Below are 22,169 nucleotides of genomic sequence, written 5' to 3'. Positions count from 1 at the left end.
GTTATAGCCAACACCTTCTTGTTTGGATTTTTATTATTTAATATAACCTGGGTTCTGGTTCAGATTAGGATTAGCATCCAACTGTGCCTGCGGAATCGGAAACAATTTGCGATATTCTGCATCTGCCGGATGGAATTGCCATGCACTATTCCACTTTCCAAAACGAATCAAATCCTGTCTTCTGCAACCTTCCCAAATAAATTCGCGGCCCCGCTCTGCCAATAAAATATCAGGTGTTAATGATTTTAATGGATTAGCTCCTTCGAAATTACGGGCACGCACATTGTTAACTAAAATCAGCGCATCCCCTTCCTGTCCGGTACGTAATAAAGCTTCTGCTTTCAGCATTAATGCATCGGCATAACGGAAAATTACAAGATCATTATCCTGATCGGAATAAGGAGTGTTTTTCTGAATTTCATACTTCACAATACGTACTCCCTCTGTTTGTTTTGCATCCGCCAGATCATTAATGGTACGGGTAAAAATTAGCGGATCGCCTTGTTCTGTCTTAAGCGCAACTCCATCCTGTGAATATTGTTGTCCTTCCAGGAACATGGTTTTACGCTTGTCTGTATCTTCATACGCTTCATAGAAAGCCTGCAATGTACACCAGCCATTCCATGGCGAACTAGGTAGCCCGTAGGTATACCTGCTGTTATAGTGTAGTGTAAGATAATGGAGCATCATACCTTTTGCATTGATGGCATCGTAAGGCACTACAAAAATATTCTCTTTTGAATCTTCATTATGAGTAGAGAAATTATTGAAGTAGTTTGCTTCCAGCTGATAACCTTGTTTGGTAACGGAATCACACATCTTAATACAGTCGTTCCACCTGGCAGCACCGGTATATACTTCCGCATTGGCATACAATTTTGCCAGTAACATGAAAGCCATACCCTTAGTTACTTTCCCGTAGTTTTTAGTATTCAGGGTAGCAGGTAAACCATTGATGTTGTCGAGGATTTCCTTCTCCACAAAAGTAAAGGCCTGCGCTCTTGGTGTATTAGTCGGTGGATCTGTTTGTTTAAAAGAAGTTACGATAGGAATATTTCCAAATGCATCCATAGCCAGATAATAATGAAATGCACGCAATACTTTCATTTGAGCTATGATCTGGTCTTTAGTCGGTAGCACAACGGTCGACTCTTCCAGTTTCTGTAGTATTGCATTCACAGGATTTACACCATCCCTGTAAATGAAGTTCCACATATCATTGATATACTGATGTGGTATCGGAAACTCATGGCTGATTAATACACGCCATAACCCACCTTCATTCCAATCAGCTCCTCTCGAAGGAACCGTAGTTTCGTCGGTGGTTACCTCATTCATCTTCCAGTAGCTATCGCGATATCCTCTTAATTTAGCATATGCATTGTTTGCAAAGGCATTCAGCTCATCTTCGGTTTTGAGGAAGTTTTCATCTGTTCCTCTGTCGTAAAAGGTCTCATCCAGTTTTGTACAACTGAAGAAAGAAGTGGCTATACCAGCCAGCAGTATATATTTAAGCGATTTGATTTTCATGTTGTTCCTGTTTTATTATTTGAAATTAACCGTAAAGCCTACTGCAAAAGATCTTGTTTTTGGATATACGTTACGGTTATCGATGCCTGGTGCAAGGCCATCAATGGGTAACTCTGGATCAAGGCCGGTGTATTTGGTCAGGATAAAGAGGTTCTGACCAGAAATATATACTCTTGGATTGGCGAACAACTTACTATTGGCTGCCGGAATATTGTAGCCAAATGTGAAGTTGTCTAAACGCAGGAAAGCACCATTTTCAATAAATCTGTCTGATACATAAGTGCCTTTAATTTTGCTGTCGGCATACCTGGCCATCGCATTTCGGCCAGGCAGGCGACTGAAACGGTCGCTCAGTACCAGATCTGTTGCATTAAATATTTGGTAACCGAAAAGGCTACGTAACAGGAAGTTTAAATCGAAGTTTTTATATCTGAAAGTATTAGCTAATCCAGCCTGGTATTTCGGCAATCCATTACCGGCAACCCGGCTATCGCTACGAAAATCGAACCCACCGCTTTTATCTATATCCTCGAACTGTTGATTACCATTGGCATCAATTCCAATATAATGAGGTATATAGAAAGTACCGATTGAATATCCGGGTACCACTTTTACAATCTGCACGGCAGTTAGCCCTCTTGCACCAACTGTTCCATCATAAATTGCATCACTTTTGAATTGATCATTGGCAATGGAGACAATATTATTAAAGTTGCGGGAGATGTTAAAAGAAGCATTCCAGCTGAAGTTTTTATGTTCAATAACTGCACCGCTTAAAGAAAGCTCAAGCCCCTTATTACTGATCTTTCCTACGTTGGCAAGCATTGTAGGGAATAGATAAGGAGGTGATGGTACGTTGTAATTAAACAAGAGATCCTTGGTTCTCTTATCGTAATATTCTATAGTTCCATTGAGCCGGCCTTTAAACATGGTGAAGTCGAACCCGGCGTTGAACTGGGCGGCTGATTCCCAGCGCAGATTAGGATTTTCGTTCTGTCCGATCTGGTAAGAAGTAACCCAACGACCATTATCCAAAACTTTACCACCTGGTGCATAGGTAAGAGGTGATTTATAGTTCTGGATTTCCTGGTTACCAGTTACGCCATAGCCTACACGAAATTTCAAGTCCTGTAACCAATTACTGTTTTGAAGAAATGGTTCCTGAGTTAAGCGCCAAGCCAATGATGCTGAAGGAAATGTTCCCCATTTACGATCTTTACCAAAACGGGTGGAACCATCTCTTCGGACGGTACCTGTTAACAAGTACTTATCGTGGTAGCTGTAGAAGGCACGACCAATAAAGGAAACGAGGGAATTCTCTTCCGCGCCGGAAGATACGGCAGGCTGATCTCCCTGTCCAGCTCCTAAGTTATTATAGCTAAAGATATCGGATACAAATTGCGTATTGCCGGCCGACATGCTGTTTGTAAAGAAGTTTTGATAGGAATACCCTGCGGTTACTTTCAGGATACTCCTTTGCCATTGCTGGTTGTATGTAAAATAGGTTTCCAATGTTTTGTTATCCCAGGTTTTTGAGGCACGGGTAGCAGTACCATTGCTTCCGGCACCTTCGGTAACAGGAGATTCTTTAGAATAATACAATCCACGATCGCTGGATGCTCTTTCAAGCCCTAATAATAAATCATAGGTCAGGTGTTTTGTAATATCATAGGTTGCTTTTGCAGAACCTATGAATTTATTCATTGCCCTTTGATGTTTTATCTGGTTAGCTAGAGCTACGGGATTGTAGTTGTCATTAATATCCAGCTTCTCAAAAAAAGTTCCGTCTGCATTATAAACAGGAGCAGTTGGATTGTAGGCAATCATTTGTTCCCAGATTCTGTTATCACCATTTCCATCAGGGTCCTGTCCTGTATATCTGTTTTTTTCTCCAACATAGTTCATTGATAATCCCAGACGTAAACGGTTATCAAACATTCCCTGATCCAGGGTAATGCGGCCTATCATTCTTTCTAAACCTGAGTTTATTACAATGCCCTCATTATTAAGGTAATTAACAGAGGCACTGTATCTGGTATTATCTTTTCCTCCGCTCATCGAAAGATTATGACTATGACTAAGCCCGGTGCGGGTAACAGCCTTTTGCCAATTGGTAGAAGAACCCAGATCGAAACCGGTTGGATTAATGTTATTGTCTTTCAAATACTGACGGTACTGATCTGCGTTTAATACTCCATAGGTATTCGAAATTTTGTCGATCCCCACATATCCGCTATATGATACCTGAGGCGCACCATCTTTTCCGCGGCGGGTTGTTACGATTATTACCCCGTTAGCGCCTCTGGAACCATATATAGCAGCGGCGGAAGCATCTTTCAATACATCTATCGAAACAATGTCATCCGGCGGTACTGCATTTATATCGATTCCCGGAATTCCGTCTACTACAAATAAAGGTTGACTGCTGGCACTGAGGGAAGAGGCTCCTCTGAGGCTTATACTAACTTTGCCATTAGGATTTCCACCCGGTTTGCTGATAACCAGGCCGGCTACCTTACCTTGTAAAACCTGTACGGGATTACTTATAATTCCTTTGTTAAACTCTTTGGGAGTAACACTTACCACTGATCCGGTAAGGTCTTTCTTCTGTGTTACTCCATACCCGATTACTACTACTTCTGTAAGTGCACTGGAAGATTTTTTCAGCTGTACATCCATATTCGCCTTTACAGGCATTTCAAGCACTTCATATCCTACATACCTGAAAATTAGCTGTCCACCTGCCGGGGCATCAAGTGTAAAATTTCCGTTTTCATCTGTAAGCGTACCAATTGTTGTTCCTTTTACCTGAACGGTTACACCGGGTAGAGGAATATTATCATCAGCTCCTGTAATCTTACCTTTTACTTTAATATTATCCCAGGCGGTACTACTTGGTAAGATAACCACCAGTTGATTATCTAATTCCTGCCAGGTAAAACCGGAACCATTCAGGACTTTATTTAAGACTACATCAAGAGATTCTTCGTTGGCCCACACGCTAATTTTCTGATGGAGATCCACTTTCCTGTTGCTATACAGGAAATGGACATCAGACTGATTAGCAATACGGTCAAGGACTTTTTTAATTTCTGTGTCCTTCATTTTAATACTGATCTTCCGCTGGGAGTAACCAGCGGCAGCAACTTGCATACATGAAAGGAATACAATAAAGAATGATAGCTTCATAATGAGTAAGTACTTGCATAAAGCAGATCTTCGACGGCAAGTATCCGACGGGTTGACTTTTTCCATAAATTTGTGATAATAGGTGAAACAATAGCAAAGGCCTGCCGTCCGTTTGCCAATGGAGCGGGCACATTGCTGATTAGCCTTTCGCAGGAAATGTTCGCAGCATTTCCTGTTTTTTTTCATTGAACAGTTTTTGTTTTTTTAGCTTTTCATACGTCCAGAACTGTTAATAACAATTTTTTTTAATGAATAATAACTAGCGTGTCTTTGTGTTCGAAACTAAAGTCTTCTGTTAGTTGTAACGCGGATAATGCCTGATCAATAGTTTCTGTAGCAAATGAACCGCTGAAAATGTAGTCTTTAGCTTTATTATTTTGGATGATAATTTTTACGTTATACCAACGTTCAAAAAGTGATGCAAGTTCTTCAAACCGTAGCATATCAAATTCGAGACGATTATTGATCCAGGCTGTTTCTTTTACAATACTGTCCTGGCTTTTAATATCCGGAACTATATGTTTTACAGGTAAAACACCAAGGGATGTAGCAGTGATTTTATTTGAGTTTATTGATGTGATTTTATAAGCAATTTTCTCTAGTGGCTGTAATCTTATCCTTTCTTCAGGATGCTGATCTTCTGATACTTCAACGAGTCCTTCAAGTAAAGTAGTTTCCAGCTCATGGTCATTTGAATAGGCTTTAATATTGAATGCCGTTCCCAGTGCCGTCACGTGTATTGTGCGGGCATGCACCGTAAATGGTCGGGCGGCTTCTTTGGCTACATCAAAATAAGCTTCACCCGTCAGCCATACTTCGCGGCTGGTTTTGGTGAAGTTACAGGTGATCTTACTCTCTGCATTCAGGTAAATTTTAGTACCGTCCTGGAGTATGAATTGCCGGCGTTCCCCCTTCACCGTTTGTACCTGTTCTTGCTGCAATGAAACAGATGAAGGCTTCAGTTGATAACCAGCAAAGCCAAGTACCCCAATGATTGCAGCGGCAATGGCCCACCTCATCCATAATCTTCGTACTGGCTTTTCGGATATCTTTTCCTGTATCGCTTCAAAAACAACCGGATCGGGTGTTTCAATGGCAGGTTTATTGTGCCAGAACTCTTCCAGTTGCTGCATTATCAGCAATTGATCAGGATTTTTAGCAAGTAAGTCTTCCAGTTCTTTACTTCCTTCTTCATCCAGTACTCCGGCAAGTTTTGCACTTATCAATTCATCTAACCGATGATTCTCCATATACCGATTAATTTGAAAACAGTAATGCTTCAGAAGTAGAGACACCGAAAAAATGGCGATTACCTACAAAGGCAAAAAATTTTTTTTAACGTGCGGAAAGTTGCTTCATATGAGCATTGTATTGCTCTAATGCAAGGCGCAATCTATTGGTAGCTCTTACCAATTGGGTTTCAACTGTTCTTGGAGAAATATCGAGGATAGTGGCTACTTCTTTATACTTAAACCCTTCTTCTCTTATTAATCTGAATATTGTTTTGGCCTGGGGAGAAAGTTTTCTGACAGCAAGATCCAGCCACTCCTGCATTTCCTTATACTCTAAATGGGTGTGTATTTCGCCAGGCAACGATTCTTCAACATCCTCTATCGCCTGCCATTGGTGTTTAAAAGAATCTCTATGATGGTTATAACAACGATTTCTGACGGAAGTATATAAGTAGGTTTTGATATGTTGAATTCTTTCGTTGTGTTGTCTGTTTTTCCAAAGTTGAATAAATACATCAGATACAATTTCTTCAGCTGCTTCCCTGCCAGCTGCCAGGTCTATCGCAAAGCGTACCAACCCCTTATAAAAATGGTTGAAAAGTTGGCGAAAAGATGCCTGATCGTCCTCCCTCCATACAGCATCCCACCATTTCTGATATTCTACTCCTGACATACAACTAGATTAGAGCAACGCATAAAGCGTCAAAATAGGCAAATAATAGTGAATTTTCCTATTAACCAAATAGTAATATTGTCAGATTCCTGCACCCACAAGTGCCAAAAAGACATCAATCTGCCTCTGGAAGTAAATTTGAAGCATTCTAACTTATGGAACACTTGATTTCTTTTTTGTCGCAAACCCCATCTCAGGATGCGGGATTATTAGATGCCTACTCTCAAACTGTTACAGGAGTAGTAGGCTCCGTGGCTGAATCGGTGGTACATATTTCCGTTGAGAAAAAAGTGAAAGATCAACGTACCAAACAAGAACGTTCTCAATCAGGATCCGGTTCCGGGTTTATAATTTCTTCCGACGGGTTTATTATTACCAACAACCACGTTGTAGAAAATGCAGATAGCATTAAAGTCTCCTTTGTAGATGGTAGAAAAGTCACTGCCGAAATCAAAGGAACAGACCCTTCTACCGATCTGGCCGTTTTAAAAGTTGATGAAAGCGGACTTAAAGCCTTGCAACTCGCCGACTCATCCACTTTACAGGTTGGACAAATTGCCATTGCCATAGGAAACCCAATGGGTTTACAATATACTGTAACCACCGGTGTAGTTAGTGCACTGGGAAGAACATTACGCGCCAGTAATGGCAGATTAATAGATAATGTCATTCAAACAGATGCCGCACTAAATCCGGGTAACAGTGGTGGACCATTGGTCAATTCTTCAGGCCAGGTAATTGGCGTCAATACTGCCATGATTTCTACTGCCCAGGGGTTATGCTTCGCCATTTCTTCTAACCTTACCGCTCAAATAGTTGGACAACTGATCCTGAACGGAAGAATCCGCAGAGCACAGCTAGGAATTGCTGCCCAGCAGGTTCCCTTAAGCAGCAGAATGATTGCCGCTAATAAACTAACGATCAGTACCGGCGTTTATGTGTATGAAATCGTACCTGACGGAAATTTTTATAACAGCGAACTTCGGCTCAACGATATTATTGTAATATTTGATGGTCAGCCTGTCGCCTCAGTAGATGTCCTACACTCACTTCTCTCCGATAAACAAATCGGAAAAAGAGTAACCGTTGACGTTTTACGTGGAGGCCACCGACATACTATTTCTGTAATACCCGGAGAAAGGTAATACGAAAAGTAGGTGCTTTTACTTAAAGGAGTTGTTTCTAATTGGAGCAACTCCTTTTTGATTTTAATTTAAGCGTGGAAATAATTATCTTTTAGTATGAAAAAGAGTTATTTCCTATTAATAATACTATTACTTCCTTTGCTAAGCTTCAGCCCCAACAAGGATGTTCTGCTTCTCTTAAAAGATGCAACTATTATTGATGGTAACGGAGGAAAACCTTTACTACACACTGATATATTGATCAAAAATGATCAGATCATCGATATAGGTCCAAATATTAAAGCAGTAGATGCACGGGTTATCAACTGTAACGGTAAAACTATTATGCCTGCCATTATCAGTGCCCACGTACATCTGGGAATGATTGGCCCGAAACCTGCCTATACCAGAGAAAATATTCTCAATCAATTAAAGAAATATACCGATTACGGCATTACCAATGTATTGGTAATGGGAACTGATGAACCAATGCTATTCGAAAGTGGATTACGCGATTCCTCCATAAATGGACAACTCCCCGGAGCCAGAATATTTACTGCCGGTTATGGGTTTAGCATTCCTAACGGCCCTCCTTCTGGCAAATTCCTTTACAGACCAACCAGCCAGGAACATGCTATAAAAGCCGTAGATAGCCTTGCAACCCTACATCCTGATGCGATAAAAATCTGGGTAGATAATTTTGGCGGAGGAATTCCCAAAATGGATAGCAGTATTTACAGCGCTATTATTAAAAGGGCACATGACCATAACATTAGAGTTGCAGCACATCTTTACTATGTTGCAGATGCAGAAAGATTGCTCAATGACGGGCTCGATATTATGGCTCATAGCATTAGGGATCAGGTGGTAAACGACGTAACAGCCCAACAAATCAAACATCACAACATCATCTATATACCTACACTCGCATTAGATAAATACGCTGTCGCCTACACGAATTTACCACCCTGGATAAACGATCCGTTCTTCCTGCATTCACTGGAGCCCGGAGTCTATGATTTCCTGGTCAATAACCTTCAGGAACAAGTAAATCCAAGGAATCAACGCGCTTTTGAAACAGCCTTAAAAAATGTAAAAAAACTGCATGATGCAGGGGTAATCATTGCACTGGGTACCGATTCCGGGGCCAATAATGTCAGAACTCAAGGATTTTCAGAACACCTGGAAATGGAATTACTTGTTCTTGCAGGATTAACTCCTATGGAAGCCATAACTGCTGCAACTAAAAATGCTGCAATGGCCATTGGAATACAGAAAAAATATGGCACTCTAGAAAAAGGGAAAATTGCAGACCTCCTCATCTTAAATGATAATCCATCAAACAACATAATCAATACACGTAAGATTTCAGAGGTCTACAAAGCCGGTAAGCTCGTTAGCCACGGCCCTCTGTAACTTATTTACGAACCTTTAAGGTGCTGGCATTAATTGCTACAACAACTGTACTTACAGTCATTAATACAGCACCGGCGGCAGGGCTCAATAATATACCCTGATGATATAAAACACCTGCTGCCAATGGCATGGCTATTACATTATAGCCGGTTGCCCATGCAAGATTTTGAATCATTTTCCGATAGGTAGCCTTTCCAAACTGAATCAGGCTAACTACATCCTGCGGGTTACTATTCACTAATACAATGCCCGCGGTGGCAGCAGCAACATCACTGCCACTACCTATTGCAATTCCAACATTTGCCTGGGCTAAAGCAGGAGCATCATTAATACCATCGCCAGTCATAGCCACAAATTCGCCCCGCGATTGTAATTCCTTTATTTTTTCCAATTTCTGATGTGGTAAAACCTCCGCTATAAATCCATCCATTCCTAAGCTATCAGACACACTCTCAGCAACTATTTTATTATCACCTGTCAGCAAAATAGTTTTAATACCCATCTTTTTCAATGATGCTATAGCTGCCGGAGATTCAGGTCTGATCTGATCCGCCAACGCTATATACCCGGCTACGGTTTTACCCACAACCAGGTAAACAACTGTTTCCCCTGTTTGAATATTATCATCTATATGCAGTGAAGGAAATTGTTCTTTAATGAATGCCGGACTAACTACTGATACCTCTGTTCCTTCTACATTACCTTTAATTCCTTTGCCGGTAATTGCACTTACATTCTGTGCCGCAGGCACTGAAACCTTCAGGCTTTTCGCCTTTTCCATTATTCCGGTTGCAATAGGATGCTCGGAACTTCCTTCTACAGCTGCGGCTAACCTTACAATTTCATTTTCAGAAAATTCTGATTCCAGAGATTTTAACCTGGATACTTCAAAACGCCCAACTGTTAATGTTCCTGTCTTATCAAAAACCAAGGTGGTTATTTTACGCGAGTTCTCAAAATCAGTTCTGTTCTTAATTAGTAATCCATGTTTTGCAGATAAGGCCGTTGATTTGGCAATAACAAGAGGAATCGCTAATCCTAAGGCATGTGGACAACAAATAATAATAACTGTAACCATTCGTTCAATAGCGAAAGACAAATCCTTACCATCGAACCACCAATACAGGAAAGTAACAATACCCGAAACGATCGCTATAATCGTAAGCCAACGAGCTGCTTTATCGGCCAGTAATTGAGTTTTTGATTTCGATTTCTGTGCATCCTGTACCAGTTTCACAACCTGCGAAAGATATGAATCAGCAGCACTATGCGATACCGTTACCTTAATCGCACCGTTTCCATTTATAGACCCGGCTATTACTTTATCGCCCTGTTGCTTTTGCACGGGTTTCGACTCACCGGTAAGCATACTTTCATTCAAAGAGGTGGTTCCTTCACTAATATCACCATCTGCTGTCACTTTTTCACCGGGTTTGATCAATACAATATCACCAGGTTTTAAGGAGGTTGTCTTTACATCGGTAGTCTGATTACCCTGAACCAGGTGAGCGATATCGGGCATCAGTTTCACCAGTAACTCAAGCTCCCTGCTGGCACTAACAATAGATTTCATTTCTATCCAGTGCCCTAACAGCATTATAAGAATAAGAGTAGTAAGTTCCCAGAAGAAATCCATCCCTGATAATCCCAAAACTGTAGCTACACTGTAAACATAAGCTACAGTAATAGCAAACCCAATCAAGGTCATCATGCCAGGATTACGATCTTTAATCTCATCCCATAATCCTTTCAAAAATGGCCATCCTCCATATACAAACACAAAAGTGGAAAGTGCAAGCAAAATATATTTATCTCCCGGAAAGCTAATACTGATACCTAACCAATGTTGAATCATCTTCGACAATAACATAATAGGTATAGTAAGAACCAACACTACATAAAACCTCTTTCTAAAGTCATCAATCATCATAGCATGATGATCGTGATGATTTTCATGTGCTGAATGATCGATTTGCTGCTCATTATGCATTTCATGATGTTGGTGATCCTTATGCATTTCGTGATGCTGATGGTTCATATAGGTTAGTTTTAATAGCTTAAAGTTACTCCCGCTCCATATCCCATATCACTATCATAATGTGTTGAAATTGCCAAATTTCTTGTAACAATATATCTTAATCCGGCCATGTATTCTTTATCCGTATTAACCATAAAGTTAAACCTCAATCTTCTTGTTACAGGAACATCTTCTCTGCTAAGCTGAACTCTTAACTTTCCTTCTGTATCAACAGACGCATCAGCAATAATCAGCATTGGCAATGTATATTCCAGACCTACATGGAATACCTGACGATAGTTTTTTGTATTAATCTGACCAAACAGATTTTTTTCCGGTGCTCTCATTCTGCGATAACGAAAATCCCAGCCTATATACGGAAACAACCATTGCATCTTACCCAAATATCTACCAAAATGGCTTTCTGTTTCATAACCATGATCGGCATTTAAACCTATCCTCCACTCTGTGGATAAACGATAACGGGTATTAGACAACATTACCTCCCCATCACTTCCATTGCTCTCCAGCCCTACCCTTCCCATGAAATGCAGCATTCTGTCGTCTTTCTTCAACATTCTGTATGCCATTTTCGGATCTGGCACTTCAGGATTTGGAGGTGAGTTTTCGTAACTGAATACTCTACCCATCCCACTCATCATATGATAAAGAATGTGGCAGTGAAAGAACCAGTCACCACTTTCGGTAGCCGCAAATTCAATCGTATCAACTTCCATAGGCATTATATCCAGTACTGTTTTATACGGCGAATACTCTCCTTGTCCGTTCAATACCCTGAAGAAATGGCCGTGTAAGTGCATAGGATGGCGCATCATAGTATTATTGAAGATGACCATTCTCACTATTTCTCCTTTCTTAATCAGTATTTTATCAGTTTCAGAAACGGTTTTATTGTTGATGCTCCATACATAACGGTTCATATTTCCGGTTAGTTCAAAATTCAACAACTTCACAGGTCCTTCCGGTAAGGTTGTTTTTTCCGGAGCTTTCAACATCCCATAATTCAATGTTACTATATCTGAGGAGCTGTTTCCCATTTGATGTCCTTCGTGTCCTTCATGACTGGCAGGCATCGGATTATCCATTTCAGGATACATTACAGTATTCATATCCATTACCTGATTACTCATTTGCATACCTGAGCTGGTATCCAGATCGCCATTCATTTTCATCATTCCATTCATCATCTTCATACCCTCAAAATATTTCAACTTAGGCATTGGCGTTAGTGGCATTTTCATACCGTCGCCTAACCAGAGGGAAGTTGATCTGGTTCTGTCTTCCGCTGTAGCCATGAATTCATACTGCATATTTTCCGGTACTGGCACAATCAGATCATATGTTTCAGAAACACCTATAAGCAAGCGGTCTACAACCACTGGTTCTACGTCGGCTCCATCGTTGGCAATTACGGTAATTTTTCCTCCTGCATATCTTAGCCAGAAATACGTAGAGGCACTACCGTTAACAACCCGAAGGTGTACACTGTCACCTTTCTTAAATTGTGGTTGTACATCAGTTTCCTTACCGTTTGTCAGGAAACGCTCGTAGGATACATCACTAACATCCATAGCATTCATACGTTTCCATTCATTGGTAAGTTTGGTTTTGAAATAGCCGGTTTTAGCGGCTTCTCCATAGCTTTGAACAGATCCTTTTTTGATGGCAAACCAGTCATTGGCATTATGCAGATAACGGTTTACGGTATGAGGATGCAGATCGGTCCAGTCGCTCAATAATAAAGTATATTCATTCTTCGGCTGTTCATTACGTTTTCTCATTACTATGGCTCCATGTAAGCCACTTTGTTCCTGCAACATGGTGTGGCTATGGTACCAGTATGTGCCATATTGTACAACAGGGAAACGGAAAATATGTGTTTGTCCGGGTTTAATAGGTTGAGTGGTCAGATAAGGCACTCCGTCATATTGATTAGGAAGTTTGATTCCATGCCAGTGAATAGATGTTTCTTCGGATAAAGTATTATGAACATGAATTTCGGCGGTATCACCTTCTGTAAAATAAAGTGTGGGGCCTGGGGTAGTTCCGTTTACGACGAGGGCATGTTTTGTTTTTCCGGTATAGTTCACCATTGAATCACCGACGTAAAGGTCATATCTTACAACCTTTGGAGGGGTCTGAGATGAAACCTGTGCAGTGGTAGCACTGCACAGGATCATTAATGTGATATACAGATATACTGCTTTCATACTTATTGGATAGTTTCTGTAACCTTACCGCAAGTTTGCATTTGCTTACCATAGTAAGGATTCTTAATTGTGCTGTTGTCGCTCAACCAGTATGCCTTTTTCATTGGGCAATATTGATGATAAATAGGGCTAACAGACAATGGAACTGCTTTCGCTAAGGTGGTTAGATGATCAGATAAATTTTTGAAAGCTTCTCTTTGCTTGTTGATATCTTTTGTTTCTGCAATTGCCTGGGCATCTGTAAGCAATTTACCGGAAATTGGTTCAAATGCTGCTTGTTCGGCTGCTGGCAGGGAATTGAGTCTTACTGCCTGTATAGTTTCTGCCAGGTCATTTGCTTTGCTGGCAGTTGTTGCAGCATCACTATTCACTAAAGCTTCCTTTACACTATAATATTGTGTAAGAATCGGAGCCAGTGTTGCAGAAACTTCTCTCTGTTGCGCCCCAGCTGTTTGAAAGAGGGCTGTTATCATCACTACCAGAGCAAGCATTATCTTTTTCATAAAAAATGATTAATGGGTTAAAACTATTCAGTAACTGAAACAGCCTTATAACCGGCTTTTTCTACTGCCTTTCTGACTTCACTCAGATCGGTTTCTCCTTTGATGGTAAGTATTTTATCAGGATGTTGAGTATCTACATTCCAGTTATCATTTCCTACCAATTCGTTTAATGCCGGAGTAACTGTTGCTACACAACCAGAACATTTGATATTAGTTTTGAATTTCGCTTCCATTTTTCTATTTTTTTAATATTTTATGTTGATGTTTATTTGATGTTGTAAAGGTAGATTGATATATAGCGGAGATTGTTATATAATTTATATATCCTCTTACATAATTATTGTTTTTACAATTTCGCCATCTTTAATCTAAGGCTATTACTTACTACACTTACAGAGCTTAAAGCCATTGCAGCACCGGCGATCATTGGGTCTAACAGAAATCCATTTACCGGATACAAAATACCTGCTGCAATTGGAATACCTATAACGTTATATATAAACGCCCAGAACAGATTTTGTTTAATTGTTTTAACGGTTTTACCAGAAAGTTTCAAGGCTTTTGGAATACTGTTCAAATCTGAGGTAATCAAGGTCATTTTAGCAACGTCCATTGCAATATCAGAACCTTTCCCCATGGCAATACTTACATCCGCCTCTGCCAATGCATGTGAATCATTAATACCATCTCCGGCCATTGCAACTACTTTTCCTTTTGCCTGCAATAATTTAACAAAGTCAGCTTTTTCTGATGGCATCACTTCAGCTTTGTAGTGTGTTATACCTACTTGTTTGGCCACTGCGGCCGCCGTATGTTCATTATCACCTGTAAGCATATACACTGTTACTCCGGCTTTTTGCAAAGCTGCAACTGCTGCTGCAGACCCTGGCTTAACGCGGTCGGCTATCGCAATAATTCCTAACACTCCGTCTTCACTGGCAAAGAATATTACGGTTTGGGCTGTTGCCTGCCATGCAGCTACCTGAGTTGCTAACTCTTTCGTTACAACGATGTTGTTTGCTGCCAGTAATCTTGCATTACCTACAAAATATTTCTTATGCCGATAACTCGCTACCACACCCTGGCCGGTAACACTCTCGAAATGTTCCAACGCTACACTGGCAGTACCTTCGAGATGAGTAACAACTGCTCCGGCCAATGGATGTTCCGACTGTTGTTCTATTGTATATAATACTTTTGCTTCTGTTGAGGCTTTATCATTGCTCCAGAAAAGTTCTGTAACAGTTGGTTTACCTTCTGTAATAGTTCCTGTTTTATCAAGGATTAATGCATTTACTTTATAGGCTTGCTCCAGGCTTTCGGCATCCCTTATCAGAATATTATTTTCGGCTCCTTTACCTATTCCAACCATGATGGCGGTAGGAGTTGCCAATCCCAGGGCACAAGGACACGCGATCACCAACACTGTTACTGCAGCCAGTAATGCATGCGTGAAAGCATTATCATTTCCCAATACAATCCATGCTAAAAATGTAAGGATGGAAATACCAATTACAATTGGAACAAATATGCCGGCAATTTTATCTACCAGTTGCTGAACCGGTGCTTTACTTCCCTGCGCTTCCTGCACCATGCGAATAATCTGTGCCAACAAGGTATCTGCTCCTACTTTTTCGGCTTTAAACTGAAAACTTCCTTTCTGATTTATTGTTCCTGCAAATACTTTTTCGTTTTCCTGTTTCAAAACAGGTACCGGTTCTCCAGTGATCATACTTTCATCTACATATGATTGTCCACCTGTTACCATACCATCTACCGGCACTTTATCTCCTGGTTTTACGACCAAAATATCTGATTGTTGAACTAAGGCAATTGGAATCTCTTCTGTATCACCATTTGCCTTAACTCTCAATACTGTTTTAGGTTGTAAGCCAATTAATTTTTTAATGGCAGAAGAAGTATTTGATTTGGCTTTTTCTTCCAGTAATTTACCGAGAGAAATAAATGCGATAACAACAGCTGCTGCTTCAAAGTATACGTGAGCATGTAAACCCCTCTGGTGCCAGAATTCAGGATAGAAAGTATTGAAAGCACTAAACAACCAGGCGATTCCTGTACTTAATGCTACTAAAGTATCCATATTGGCTTTACGATGTTTGGCTTGCTTCCAGGCATTTACAAAGAAGGAGCGACCCAACACAAATACTACAGGTGTGGATAATACCATCATGATAAAATTAGCATAAGGCATATCCATAAAGAACATTCCGATTACCATTACTGGTAACCCAAGGATAATTGCGAGGATTGTCCGGCGTTTAAGGTTTTGATAATGTTGTTGCTGAGCTTTTGCCTGTTCCTCTTCCTGGTTTTCCTTATCTATAAGCAAATCGTATCCGATACTGCGAACAGTACTTTGTAAGCTTTCCGGACTGGCCAGTGCCGGATCGTACTCTACCCAGGCTGTTTGGTTGGCAAAATTTACGCCTGCCGACGATACTCCTGGTACTGATTTAAGCATTGATTCTACGCTTACGGCACAGGCTGCACAAGTCATCTCCAATACCGGATATGTTTCCTTAACAATTCTTTTATTTATAGAGACCCGTGGGGGTGTTGATTGGGCTGTAGACATTTTGAATAATTTTATACAAATGTAGCCCAGCCCCATCCGTCGGGCTTTATACTATTTAGTATTAATTGTATATAATTTTAAGATTGTCTTTATTACATTTATATTCTAAGCGCAATTCAAATAAGTACCACGACATGAAGAAAACTGTTCTACTGCTTTCTGCCAGCCTCCTACAAGCGGCAGCCTTTGCCAACGTACGTTTGCCTAATATATTCGGCGACAACATGGTATTGCAACGAGATAAACCTATTCCGGTTTGGGGATGGGCCGATAAAAATGAAAAAGTTACTGTCCAGTTCAACAACCAGACTAAAACAGTGAAAGCTGATAAGAACGGAGAATGGAAAGTAGTCCTTGATCCGGTTCAGGCCGGAGGAGGATCTTTAACACTTACTGTTAAAGGAAAAAACAGCATTACCCTCCATGATATATTAATGGGGGATGTTTGGGTTTGTAGTGGTCAATCAAATATGGAATGGCCTTTAAGTAATGTTATCAATGCCGATAAAGAAATTGCCCAATCGGGCAACACTGCCATCCGCCATTTTTACTTACCTAAAGAAATTTCAGTTACTCCGCAGGAAGATGTTAAATCCAGTGGCTGGAAAACTGCCGCTCCTGAAAACTCAGCCTCTTTTACCGCTGTTGGCTTCTTCTTTGCAAAAACCTTAAACGAACAACTACACGTTCCTATAGGCCTTATAAATACCTCCTGGGGTGGTACAATGGTTGAAACCTGGATAAGCAGGGAAGGAATGGCAAATAGCAATACCTTCAAAGAGCTAATGAAAAATACCCCGGTGTTAAATCTCGATTCAGTTGCCAAGGTTACCGGTAAACGTATCGCCGAAAAAGTTAACACCTTACAAGGACAATTACCAGACGCCGCAACTGCCGCCAGTTACAAAAACCCTGATTTAAATGATGGGAACTGGGCTAAAATGAATGTTCCGTCTCCCTGGGAAGAAAGACAGTTAAAGGATATAGACGGTGTTGTTTGGTTTAGGAAAACAATCACCATTGCACCGGAAGATGCCGGCAAATCAGCCACTCTCAGCCTCGGAAGCATAGACGATAATGATATTACCTACATTAATGGTACCCAGGTTGGAAGTACCAACGATTATAGCGCCCTGCGTGTATACCAGGTACCAGCAGGCATTCTGAAAGCCGGCACAAATGTTATTGCTGTGAAAATTACAGACAATGCCGGTAATGGTGGTTTCTGCGGACATAGCGGCGATATGTTTATTAACGTAAACGGTCATAAACAATCTTTGGCAGGCGACTGGCCATTCAGGATAGAATCAATTGCTCCGGCTACCGCAAGTGTTGGACCCAATAATTACCCTAACCTCCTTTACAATGCTATGATCCATCCTATTTTGCAGATGGGCATTAAGGGAGCTATCTGGTATCAGGGCGAAACCAACGCCGGACGAGCTTTTGAGTACCGCCAATCATTCCCGTTGATGATTAATGACTGGAGAAGACTCTGGCAGCAAGGAGATTTCCCTTTCTACTTTGTACAATTGGCCAGCTTCAATGCCAATAATGGTACCAGCAAAAATGGTAGTACCTGGGCCGAATTAAGAGAGGCACAAACACTTACTTTGCAACTTCCTAATACAGGCATGGCCGTTATTACTGATATCGGTGATCCTAAAGATATCCATCCACGTAATAAACAGGACGTAGGTAAAAGATTAGCTGCTATAGCACTAAACGATACCTATAAAGTACCACAGGTAAATGCCGGACCAACTTACCAATCTATGGCTATTAATGGCAATAAAGCTACTATCAGCTATTCAAATATTGGTAGTGGTCTGAAAGTGAGCGATAAATACGGTTATATCAGAGGATTTGAAGTAGCCGGTGCCGATCAGAAATTCCACTACGCTAAAGCATACCTGGATGGTAATAAGGTAATAGTTTTTTCTGACGATGTTACCAACCCAGTTGCTGTTCGTTTTGGATGGGCAGATGATAACCTGGAAGACAATTTATTCAACAAGGAAGGCTTCCCTGCCGCACCTTTCAGAACAGACAGCTGGAAAGGTGTTACAGAAAATAACAAATTTACCGTTCAATTATAGGACTATCTCATTCAGAGGGAAGAAAGGAATACTGTTTCTTCCCCTTTTAACTATAGCAGCCAGTGTGTCGATCAGTTTACGTACGTTCTTCAACGTTACTTCATCTGTAATCTCACGCTGGCTGTTTATTTTTGTTTTAACACCCCGAATCACCAGGTTAAAATTACAGCATCGGCAGCAGGTATATTAATTTGCTTGTTTGCCTCCCACAAGATCTCATTTCCCGAAAAAACCTCTTTAATTTTTTTAACCTTTACAGGCAGGTATTTTTTCAGATCTATAGCCAATGGCTCATTCCCATAATTTACCAATGCTACGGCTCCTGGTTTATAAAAAACATTAGCTGCCTCCATATTGGCTTCCTGGTCTACAGGAACCCAATTTTGTCCGTCAGCCAACTTCAGCAACTCCTTATTTTGCAACAAAGGCAAAACATCTTTTTTATCAAAATCAGTAAAATCATCTCCCAAAACCAAAGTACCCGTTACAAGTGCTGAAACAATCCTTGCACGGTTCATATTCGGCCCTACTCCCTTCAAAACTACATGATCTGCATCCAGGTAATCATACATACGATTCAACCACCAACCATAAGTAGTTCCGTTTAGCGTGTAAGCGGATTCTGTAATATTACTGAAGGCATCACAAGCAATTCTTCTCATATGTGCATACCTCGCGGTAGCCAGATTAGGCGATATAGCGGCATAAACAAGCATCTTGTTATCCAGTTGCTTTACCAACCATTCCATTCCTTCTTTGTAGGCTTGCATCCCTGTTTTTACATCTTTATCAAAAAAGGTGTCGCCTTCTATTGCAGCATGGCCCAGGAAATCGATTTTAATCATTTCAAAACCTGCTGCTTTAAATTTACCTATCAGGAAAGCAATGCGTGCCTTTGTAGCCGGATGTGTAGGGTCCATAGCTCTTCCTCCATCCATATCACAATACTGCCCGTTTACCTTTGTCCATACCTCTTCGTAATTATTTGCGCCTCCTTCTACCTTACGAGGGTACTTACCCCAATCAACAAACGGAGCCCAATAGATACCCGGCTTCAGTCCTTTTGCTTTACAATAGTTGCTGAATTCGGTAAGTTGACTAAAATCGCCATTCATACCACCGGGTGCAAGGTTATCCCAATAAGAATCCAGATCAATGAACATAGTACCATCTGCTGCTCTGAAACCCTTGCAGGAATCTGCAAAGAAATCCACAACCCCTTTGGCTTTAGCGAGTGATAGCTTAGTTTGAATACTGCCCCAGCTATTCCATCCTACTGGTTTCGCCTTTTGCCATTTTTCTATAAAGCGCCCTTCTGTTGAAATATTAGCATCTGCATACTTTTCCAAACCTCGCTGCCAATCTTTCACCGGTAAAATATAAAGCAATGGAGAACTATATCGTTTACCCCTCTCTGTTACAATTCCATGCTCCTTTTTATCTCTGGTAATAATACTATCTGTAAATCCTGCAATTACACTCAGATCCCGACTACCTGAAATCTTTATACCTGTTTTCCATACCGAATGTTCTACAGATCCGATTACCAGGCCACCTTTAGTCTGCTCGTCAAATACGGCTGTAACCTCGGCGCTGGTAAGATCTGCCTGTGAAAGCTTTGTGGATTTATACTTAATCCATGCATCATTATCAAAAGGCATCTGAACAACCGTCGGATCACCTTTTAACAATAATGAATTCGTAGCAAAGGGAATTATCCTACTTGTTTTTGCTCCTTCGCCTTCTACTATCAACCTGGTATAAAAACCGTCTCCATTTACCGGCACTTCAAATAGTTGTGTATAGGTAAATCCATTATTGGTATGGGTAATACTATAACGCTCCGCCGATATTTGTTTAAAATTTCGTTTAACCTTTCCCGTATCAGGAATTAATCCATCATAAGAAACATAGACATTTTTAATTAATAGTTTTCCGTCAGACCAGATATCATATTTACCATTATTGAGCTGATAAACAATTCTGCCTGTCTTACCAATCTTTATTACCTGTTGTTGCGCCTTTGTTGGTTTAAAGGCACAACAAAACAAGCATACAATCCATAAATACTTCATTGCGAATTATTGATTTGCTTTTAATATAAAATCAACTATAGGAGTAGGATCAGGAAAGCTATGCGGGTGATGTGCAAATCCTGGTTTATGCATTACCGTGATATTTCCACCTTGCTTCTTAATGGCTTCTTCAAATGGCAAAGTATTATCTGCAGGTGGTACATCTGTATCAGCATCTCCCAATACATGCAACATCGGATACTTTCCCTTTACAATAGATTTTGCCTGATAAAGCGGACTGCCTTTAAATTTAACTGCTTCCTCATCAGAAGTAAAGCCATAGTCTTTTTTAAATGCCTCCCATTCGGTACGTGATGCCTGTTGTTTGGTATACTGACTGCCAGGCCAGCTAATCAGATCCATCACAGGATTATCTACATATATTGCCGCTACACTATTCGGGTTTTCAATAGCCCAATTGTATACATATATTGCTCCTCTGCTCATACCTTCCATTACCGCTTTCGGAGCTAGTCCCCCTTTTTTCAGTAGTTTGTAAAAACCATTCCATATGCTTATTGCCTCTTTGTTACCAAAAAGTTCTGCAACATCACAATATACTACATGATATCCCCGCTCCAGTAAAGCAATATCTGTTTGAGGTTCATGGCCCCAGAATCTTGCTCTCCAGATCCATGGATGTCCTGCAGCTGCAAATTTGGGAGCTACTACCTTACAATTTCTACCGCTAAAGGTAAAATCATAACATTTGTAGCCAAAAAATGAGCTGATTTGTTGTGGGGCTGGTAAATGTTTTGCAATCTGAAAATTGTTGTCTCTTTTGGCATTCAGCACTTCAAATAGTGTTTTAGCCATCAGCGTTGTTCCTTCCAGTTCGGGATGAATTCCATCAGGCATCAGTGCCGGCTTACCAATTAAGAGGGCGTTTAAATTCACAATTTCTACCTGCTCATCATAAGCCACCTGTCGTACTTTGGGTAGTATTCTTTCAATTGCAGGATTCCAGATTCCGGTTGTGTCTTTTACGAATGATACAATAGGTTGCAGTAGAATAATACGGGGATGGGAAGGTAAGGATTTAAACTGCTGGATCATGCTATGGTAGTCCTGTTCATACTCATCCAAATGCACCCGATTTACCAGCTTTGCATCATTTCCTCCCAAATCTATTAAAACGATATCAGGATTACTTTGCAATGCTTCTTTAAAAGCACCTGTATTCCAATAGGAAAAGTCACCTTTTTTAAGCAATGTGCTGCTGCTAACTCCATAATTGGTAACCTGGTAACCATCTCCCAGTAAGCGACCAATCTGAGCCGGATAAGATTCTTTTTCAGGATGTTGCAATCTGGCACCTGCACAGATACTGGCCCCAAGGCAAGCTATCTTTACAGGCTTTTTATTTTGTGCCTCAACAGGCAAACAAAAACCAATTGCCAACAGGCAAATAAAACTTCTGAGTGTCATAAAACTTAATTGTACGTGGAAATAATTGAGGCCAAGATAATTAACTACTCAATTAT

At 40.7% G+C, this 22,169-nt stretch carries 14 protein-coding genes; 3 read left to right on the top strand and 11 right to left on the bottom strand.

From position 1 onward, the window contains the following. Window positions 1-33 precede the first annotated feature (33 nt). From DVR12_RS01875 to DVR12_RS01860, 4 genes are all read right to left on the bottom strand, one after another. Complete coding sequence (locus DVR12_RS01875; protein ID WP_116973750.1) at window positions 34-1,530, bottom strand: RagB/SusD family nutrient uptake outer membrane protein; 1,497 nt, start codon at window positions 1,528-1,530, stop codon at window positions 34-36. A 15-nt stretch (window positions 1,531-1,545) separates the two neighbouring features. Beyond that, window positions 1,546-4,719: a TonB-dependent receptor gene (locus tag DVR12_RS01870; protein ID WP_158563181.1), complete on the bottom strand. Its 3,174-nt coding sequence runs from the start codon at window positions 4,717-4,719 to the stop codon at window positions 1,546-1,548. 245 nt (window positions 4,720-4,964) lie between these two features. Next, a complete protein-coding gene (locus DVR12_RS01865; protein ID WP_116973748.1) occupies window positions 4,965-5,969 on the bottom strand; it encodes a FecR domain-containing protein in 1,005 nt (334 codons plus the stop codon). An 85-nt stretch (window positions 5,970-6,054) separates the two neighbouring features. Further along, window positions 6,055-6,624: an RNA polymerase sigma-70 factor gene (locus DVR12_RS01860; RefSeq protein WP_116973747.1), complete on the bottom strand. Its 570-nt coding sequence runs from the start codon at window positions 6,622-6,624 to the stop codon at window positions 6,055-6,057. Window positions 6,625-6,779: 155 nt separating this feature from the next. Here DVR12_RS01860 and DVR12_RS01855 point away from each other — a divergent pair, with 155 nt between their 5' ends. Beyond that, on the top strand, window positions 6,780-7,769 hold the full coding sequence (locus DVR12_RS01855; protein ID WP_116973746.1) for a S1C family serine protease: 990 nt from the start codon (window positions 6,780-6,782) through the stop codon (window positions 7,767-7,769). Between the two features lie 96 nt (window positions 7,770-7,865). Then, window positions 7,866-9,164, top strand: coding sequence for an amidohydrolase family protein (locus DVR12_RS01850; RefSeq protein ID WP_116973745.1), 1,299 nt, complete (start codon window positions 7,866-7,868; stop codon window positions 9,162-9,164). A 1-nt stretch (window position 9,165) separates the two neighbouring features. Here DVR12_RS01850 and DVR12_RS01845 read toward each other — a convergent pair whose 3' ends face one another. From DVR12_RS01845 to DVR12_RS01825, 5 genes are all read right to left on the bottom strand, one after another. Further along, window positions 9,166-11,202: a copper-translocating P-type ATPase gene (locus DVR12_RS01845; protein WP_116973744.1), complete on the bottom strand. Its 2,037-nt coding sequence runs from the start codon at window positions 11,200-11,202 to the stop codon at window positions 9,166-9,168. A gap of 11 nt (window positions 11,203-11,213) precedes the next feature. Next, complete coding sequence (locus DVR12_RS01840; protein WP_116973743.1) at window positions 11,214-13,412, bottom strand: multicopper oxidase domain-containing protein; 2,199 nt, start codon at window positions 13,410-13,412, stop codon at window positions 11,214-11,216. A gap of 2 nt (window positions 13,413-13,414) precedes the next feature. Continuing rightward, entirely contained in the window at window positions 13,415-13,915 is a 501-nt protein-coding gene (locus tag DVR12_RS01835; protein WP_116973742.1) for a DUF3347 domain-containing protein, read from the bottom strand. Between the two features lie 23 nt (window positions 13,916-13,938). Next, a complete protein-coding gene (locus tag DVR12_RS01830) occupies window positions 13,939-14,148 on the bottom strand; it encodes a heavy-metal-associated domain-containing protein (protein ID WP_116973741.1) in 210 nt (69 codons plus the stop codon). 113 nt (window positions 14,149-14,261) lie between these two features. Next, window positions 14,262-16,511, bottom strand: coding sequence for a heavy metal translocating P-type ATPase (locus DVR12_RS01825; protein ID WP_233522111.1), 2,250 nt, complete (start codon window positions 16,509-16,511; stop codon window positions 14,262-14,264). A 134-nt stretch (window positions 16,512-16,645) separates the two neighbouring features. Between DVR12_RS01825 and DVR12_RS01820 the strand changes: the two genes are divergently transcribed. Then, window positions 16,646-18,610, top strand: coding sequence for a sialate O-acetylesterase (locus tag DVR12_RS01820; RefSeq protein WP_116973740.1), 1,965 nt, complete (start codon window positions 16,646-16,648; stop codon window positions 18,608-18,610). Window positions 18,611-18,759: 149 nt separating this feature from the next. On the opposite strand, the gene DVR12_RS01815 is transcribed toward DVR12_RS01820, so the two are convergent. Both DVR12_RS01815 and DVR12_RS01810 read right to left on the bottom strand, forming a co-directional pair. Then, window positions 18,760-20,685, bottom strand: coding sequence for an alpha-amylase family protein (locus DVR12_RS01815; RefSeq protein WP_116973739.1), 1,926 nt, complete (start codon window positions 20,683-20,685; stop codon window positions 18,760-18,762). Window positions 20,686-20,691: 6 nt separating this feature from the next. Next, entirely contained in the window at window positions 20,692-22,113 is a 1,422-nt protein-coding gene (locus tag DVR12_RS01810; protein WP_116973738.1) for a GDSL-type esterase/lipase family protein, read from the bottom strand. Window positions 22,114-22,169: the final 56 nt, after the last annotated feature.

The organism is Chitinophaga silvatica (assembly GCF_003419895.1).
Taxonomy (GTDB): Bacteria; Bacteroidota; Bacteroidia; order Chitinophagales; family Chitinophagaceae; genus Chitinophaga; species Chitinophaga silvatica.
Note: the sequence above shows the minus strand (reverse complement) of the source record. Positions and strands in the feature narration are given on the sequence as shown.

Excerpts from the sequence above, each read along its gene's own strand:
- DVR12_RS01875 (WP_116973750.1), bottom strand. The coding sequence starts at position 1,530 with ATGAAAATCAAATCGCTTAAATATATACTGCTGGCTGGTATAGCCACT.
- DVR12_RS01870 (WP_158563181.1), bottom strand. The coding sequence starts at position 4,719 with ATGAAGCTATCATTCTTTATTGTATTCCTTTCATGTATGCAAGTTGCT.
- DVR12_RS01865 (WP_116973748.1), bottom strand. The coding sequence starts at position 5,969 with ATGGAGAATCATCGGTTAGATGAATTGATAAGTGCAAAACTTGCCGGA.
- DVR12_RS01860 (WP_116973747.1), bottom strand. The coding sequence starts at position 6,624 with ATGTCAGGAGTAGAATATCAGAAATGGTGGGATGCTGTATGGAGGGAG.
- DVR12_RS01855 (WP_116973746.1), top strand. The coding sequence starts at position 6,780 with ATGGAACACTTGATTTCTTTTTTGTCGCAAACCCCATCTCAGGATGCG.
- DVR12_RS01850 (WP_116973745.1), top strand. The coding sequence starts at position 7,866 with ATGAAAAAGAGTTATTTCCTATTAATAATACTATTACTTCCTTTGCTA.
- DVR12_RS01845 (WP_116973744.1), bottom strand. The coding sequence starts at position 11,202 with ATGAACCATCAGCATCACGAAATGCATAAGGATCACCAACATCATGAA.
- DVR12_RS01840 (WP_116973743.1), bottom strand. The coding sequence starts at position 13,412 with ATGAAAGCAGTATATCTGTATATCACATTAATGATCCTGTGCAGTGCT.
- DVR12_RS01835 (WP_116973742.1), bottom strand. The coding sequence starts at position 13,915 with ATGAAAAAGATAATGCTTGCTCTGGTAGTGATGATAACAGCCCTCTTT.
- DVR12_RS01830 (WP_116973741.1), bottom strand. The coding sequence starts at position 14,148 with ATGGAAGCGAAATTCAAAACTAATATCAAATGTTCTGGTTGTGTAGCA.
- DVR12_RS01825 (WP_233522111.1), bottom strand. The coding sequence starts at position 16,511 with ATGTCTACAGCCCAATCAACACCCCCACGGGTCTCTATAAATAAAAGA.
- DVR12_RS01820 (WP_116973740.1), top strand. The coding sequence starts at position 16,646 with ATGAAGAAAACTGTTCTACTGCTTTCTGCCAGCCTCCTACAAGCGGCA.
- DVR12_RS01815 (WP_116973739.1), bottom strand. The coding sequence starts at position 20,685 with ATGAAGTATTTATGGATTGTATGCTTGTTTTGTTGTGCCTTTAAACCA.
- DVR12_RS01810 (WP_116973738.1), bottom strand. The coding sequence starts at position 22,113 with ATGACACTCAGAAGTTTTATTTGCCTGTTGGCAATTGGTTTTTGTTTG.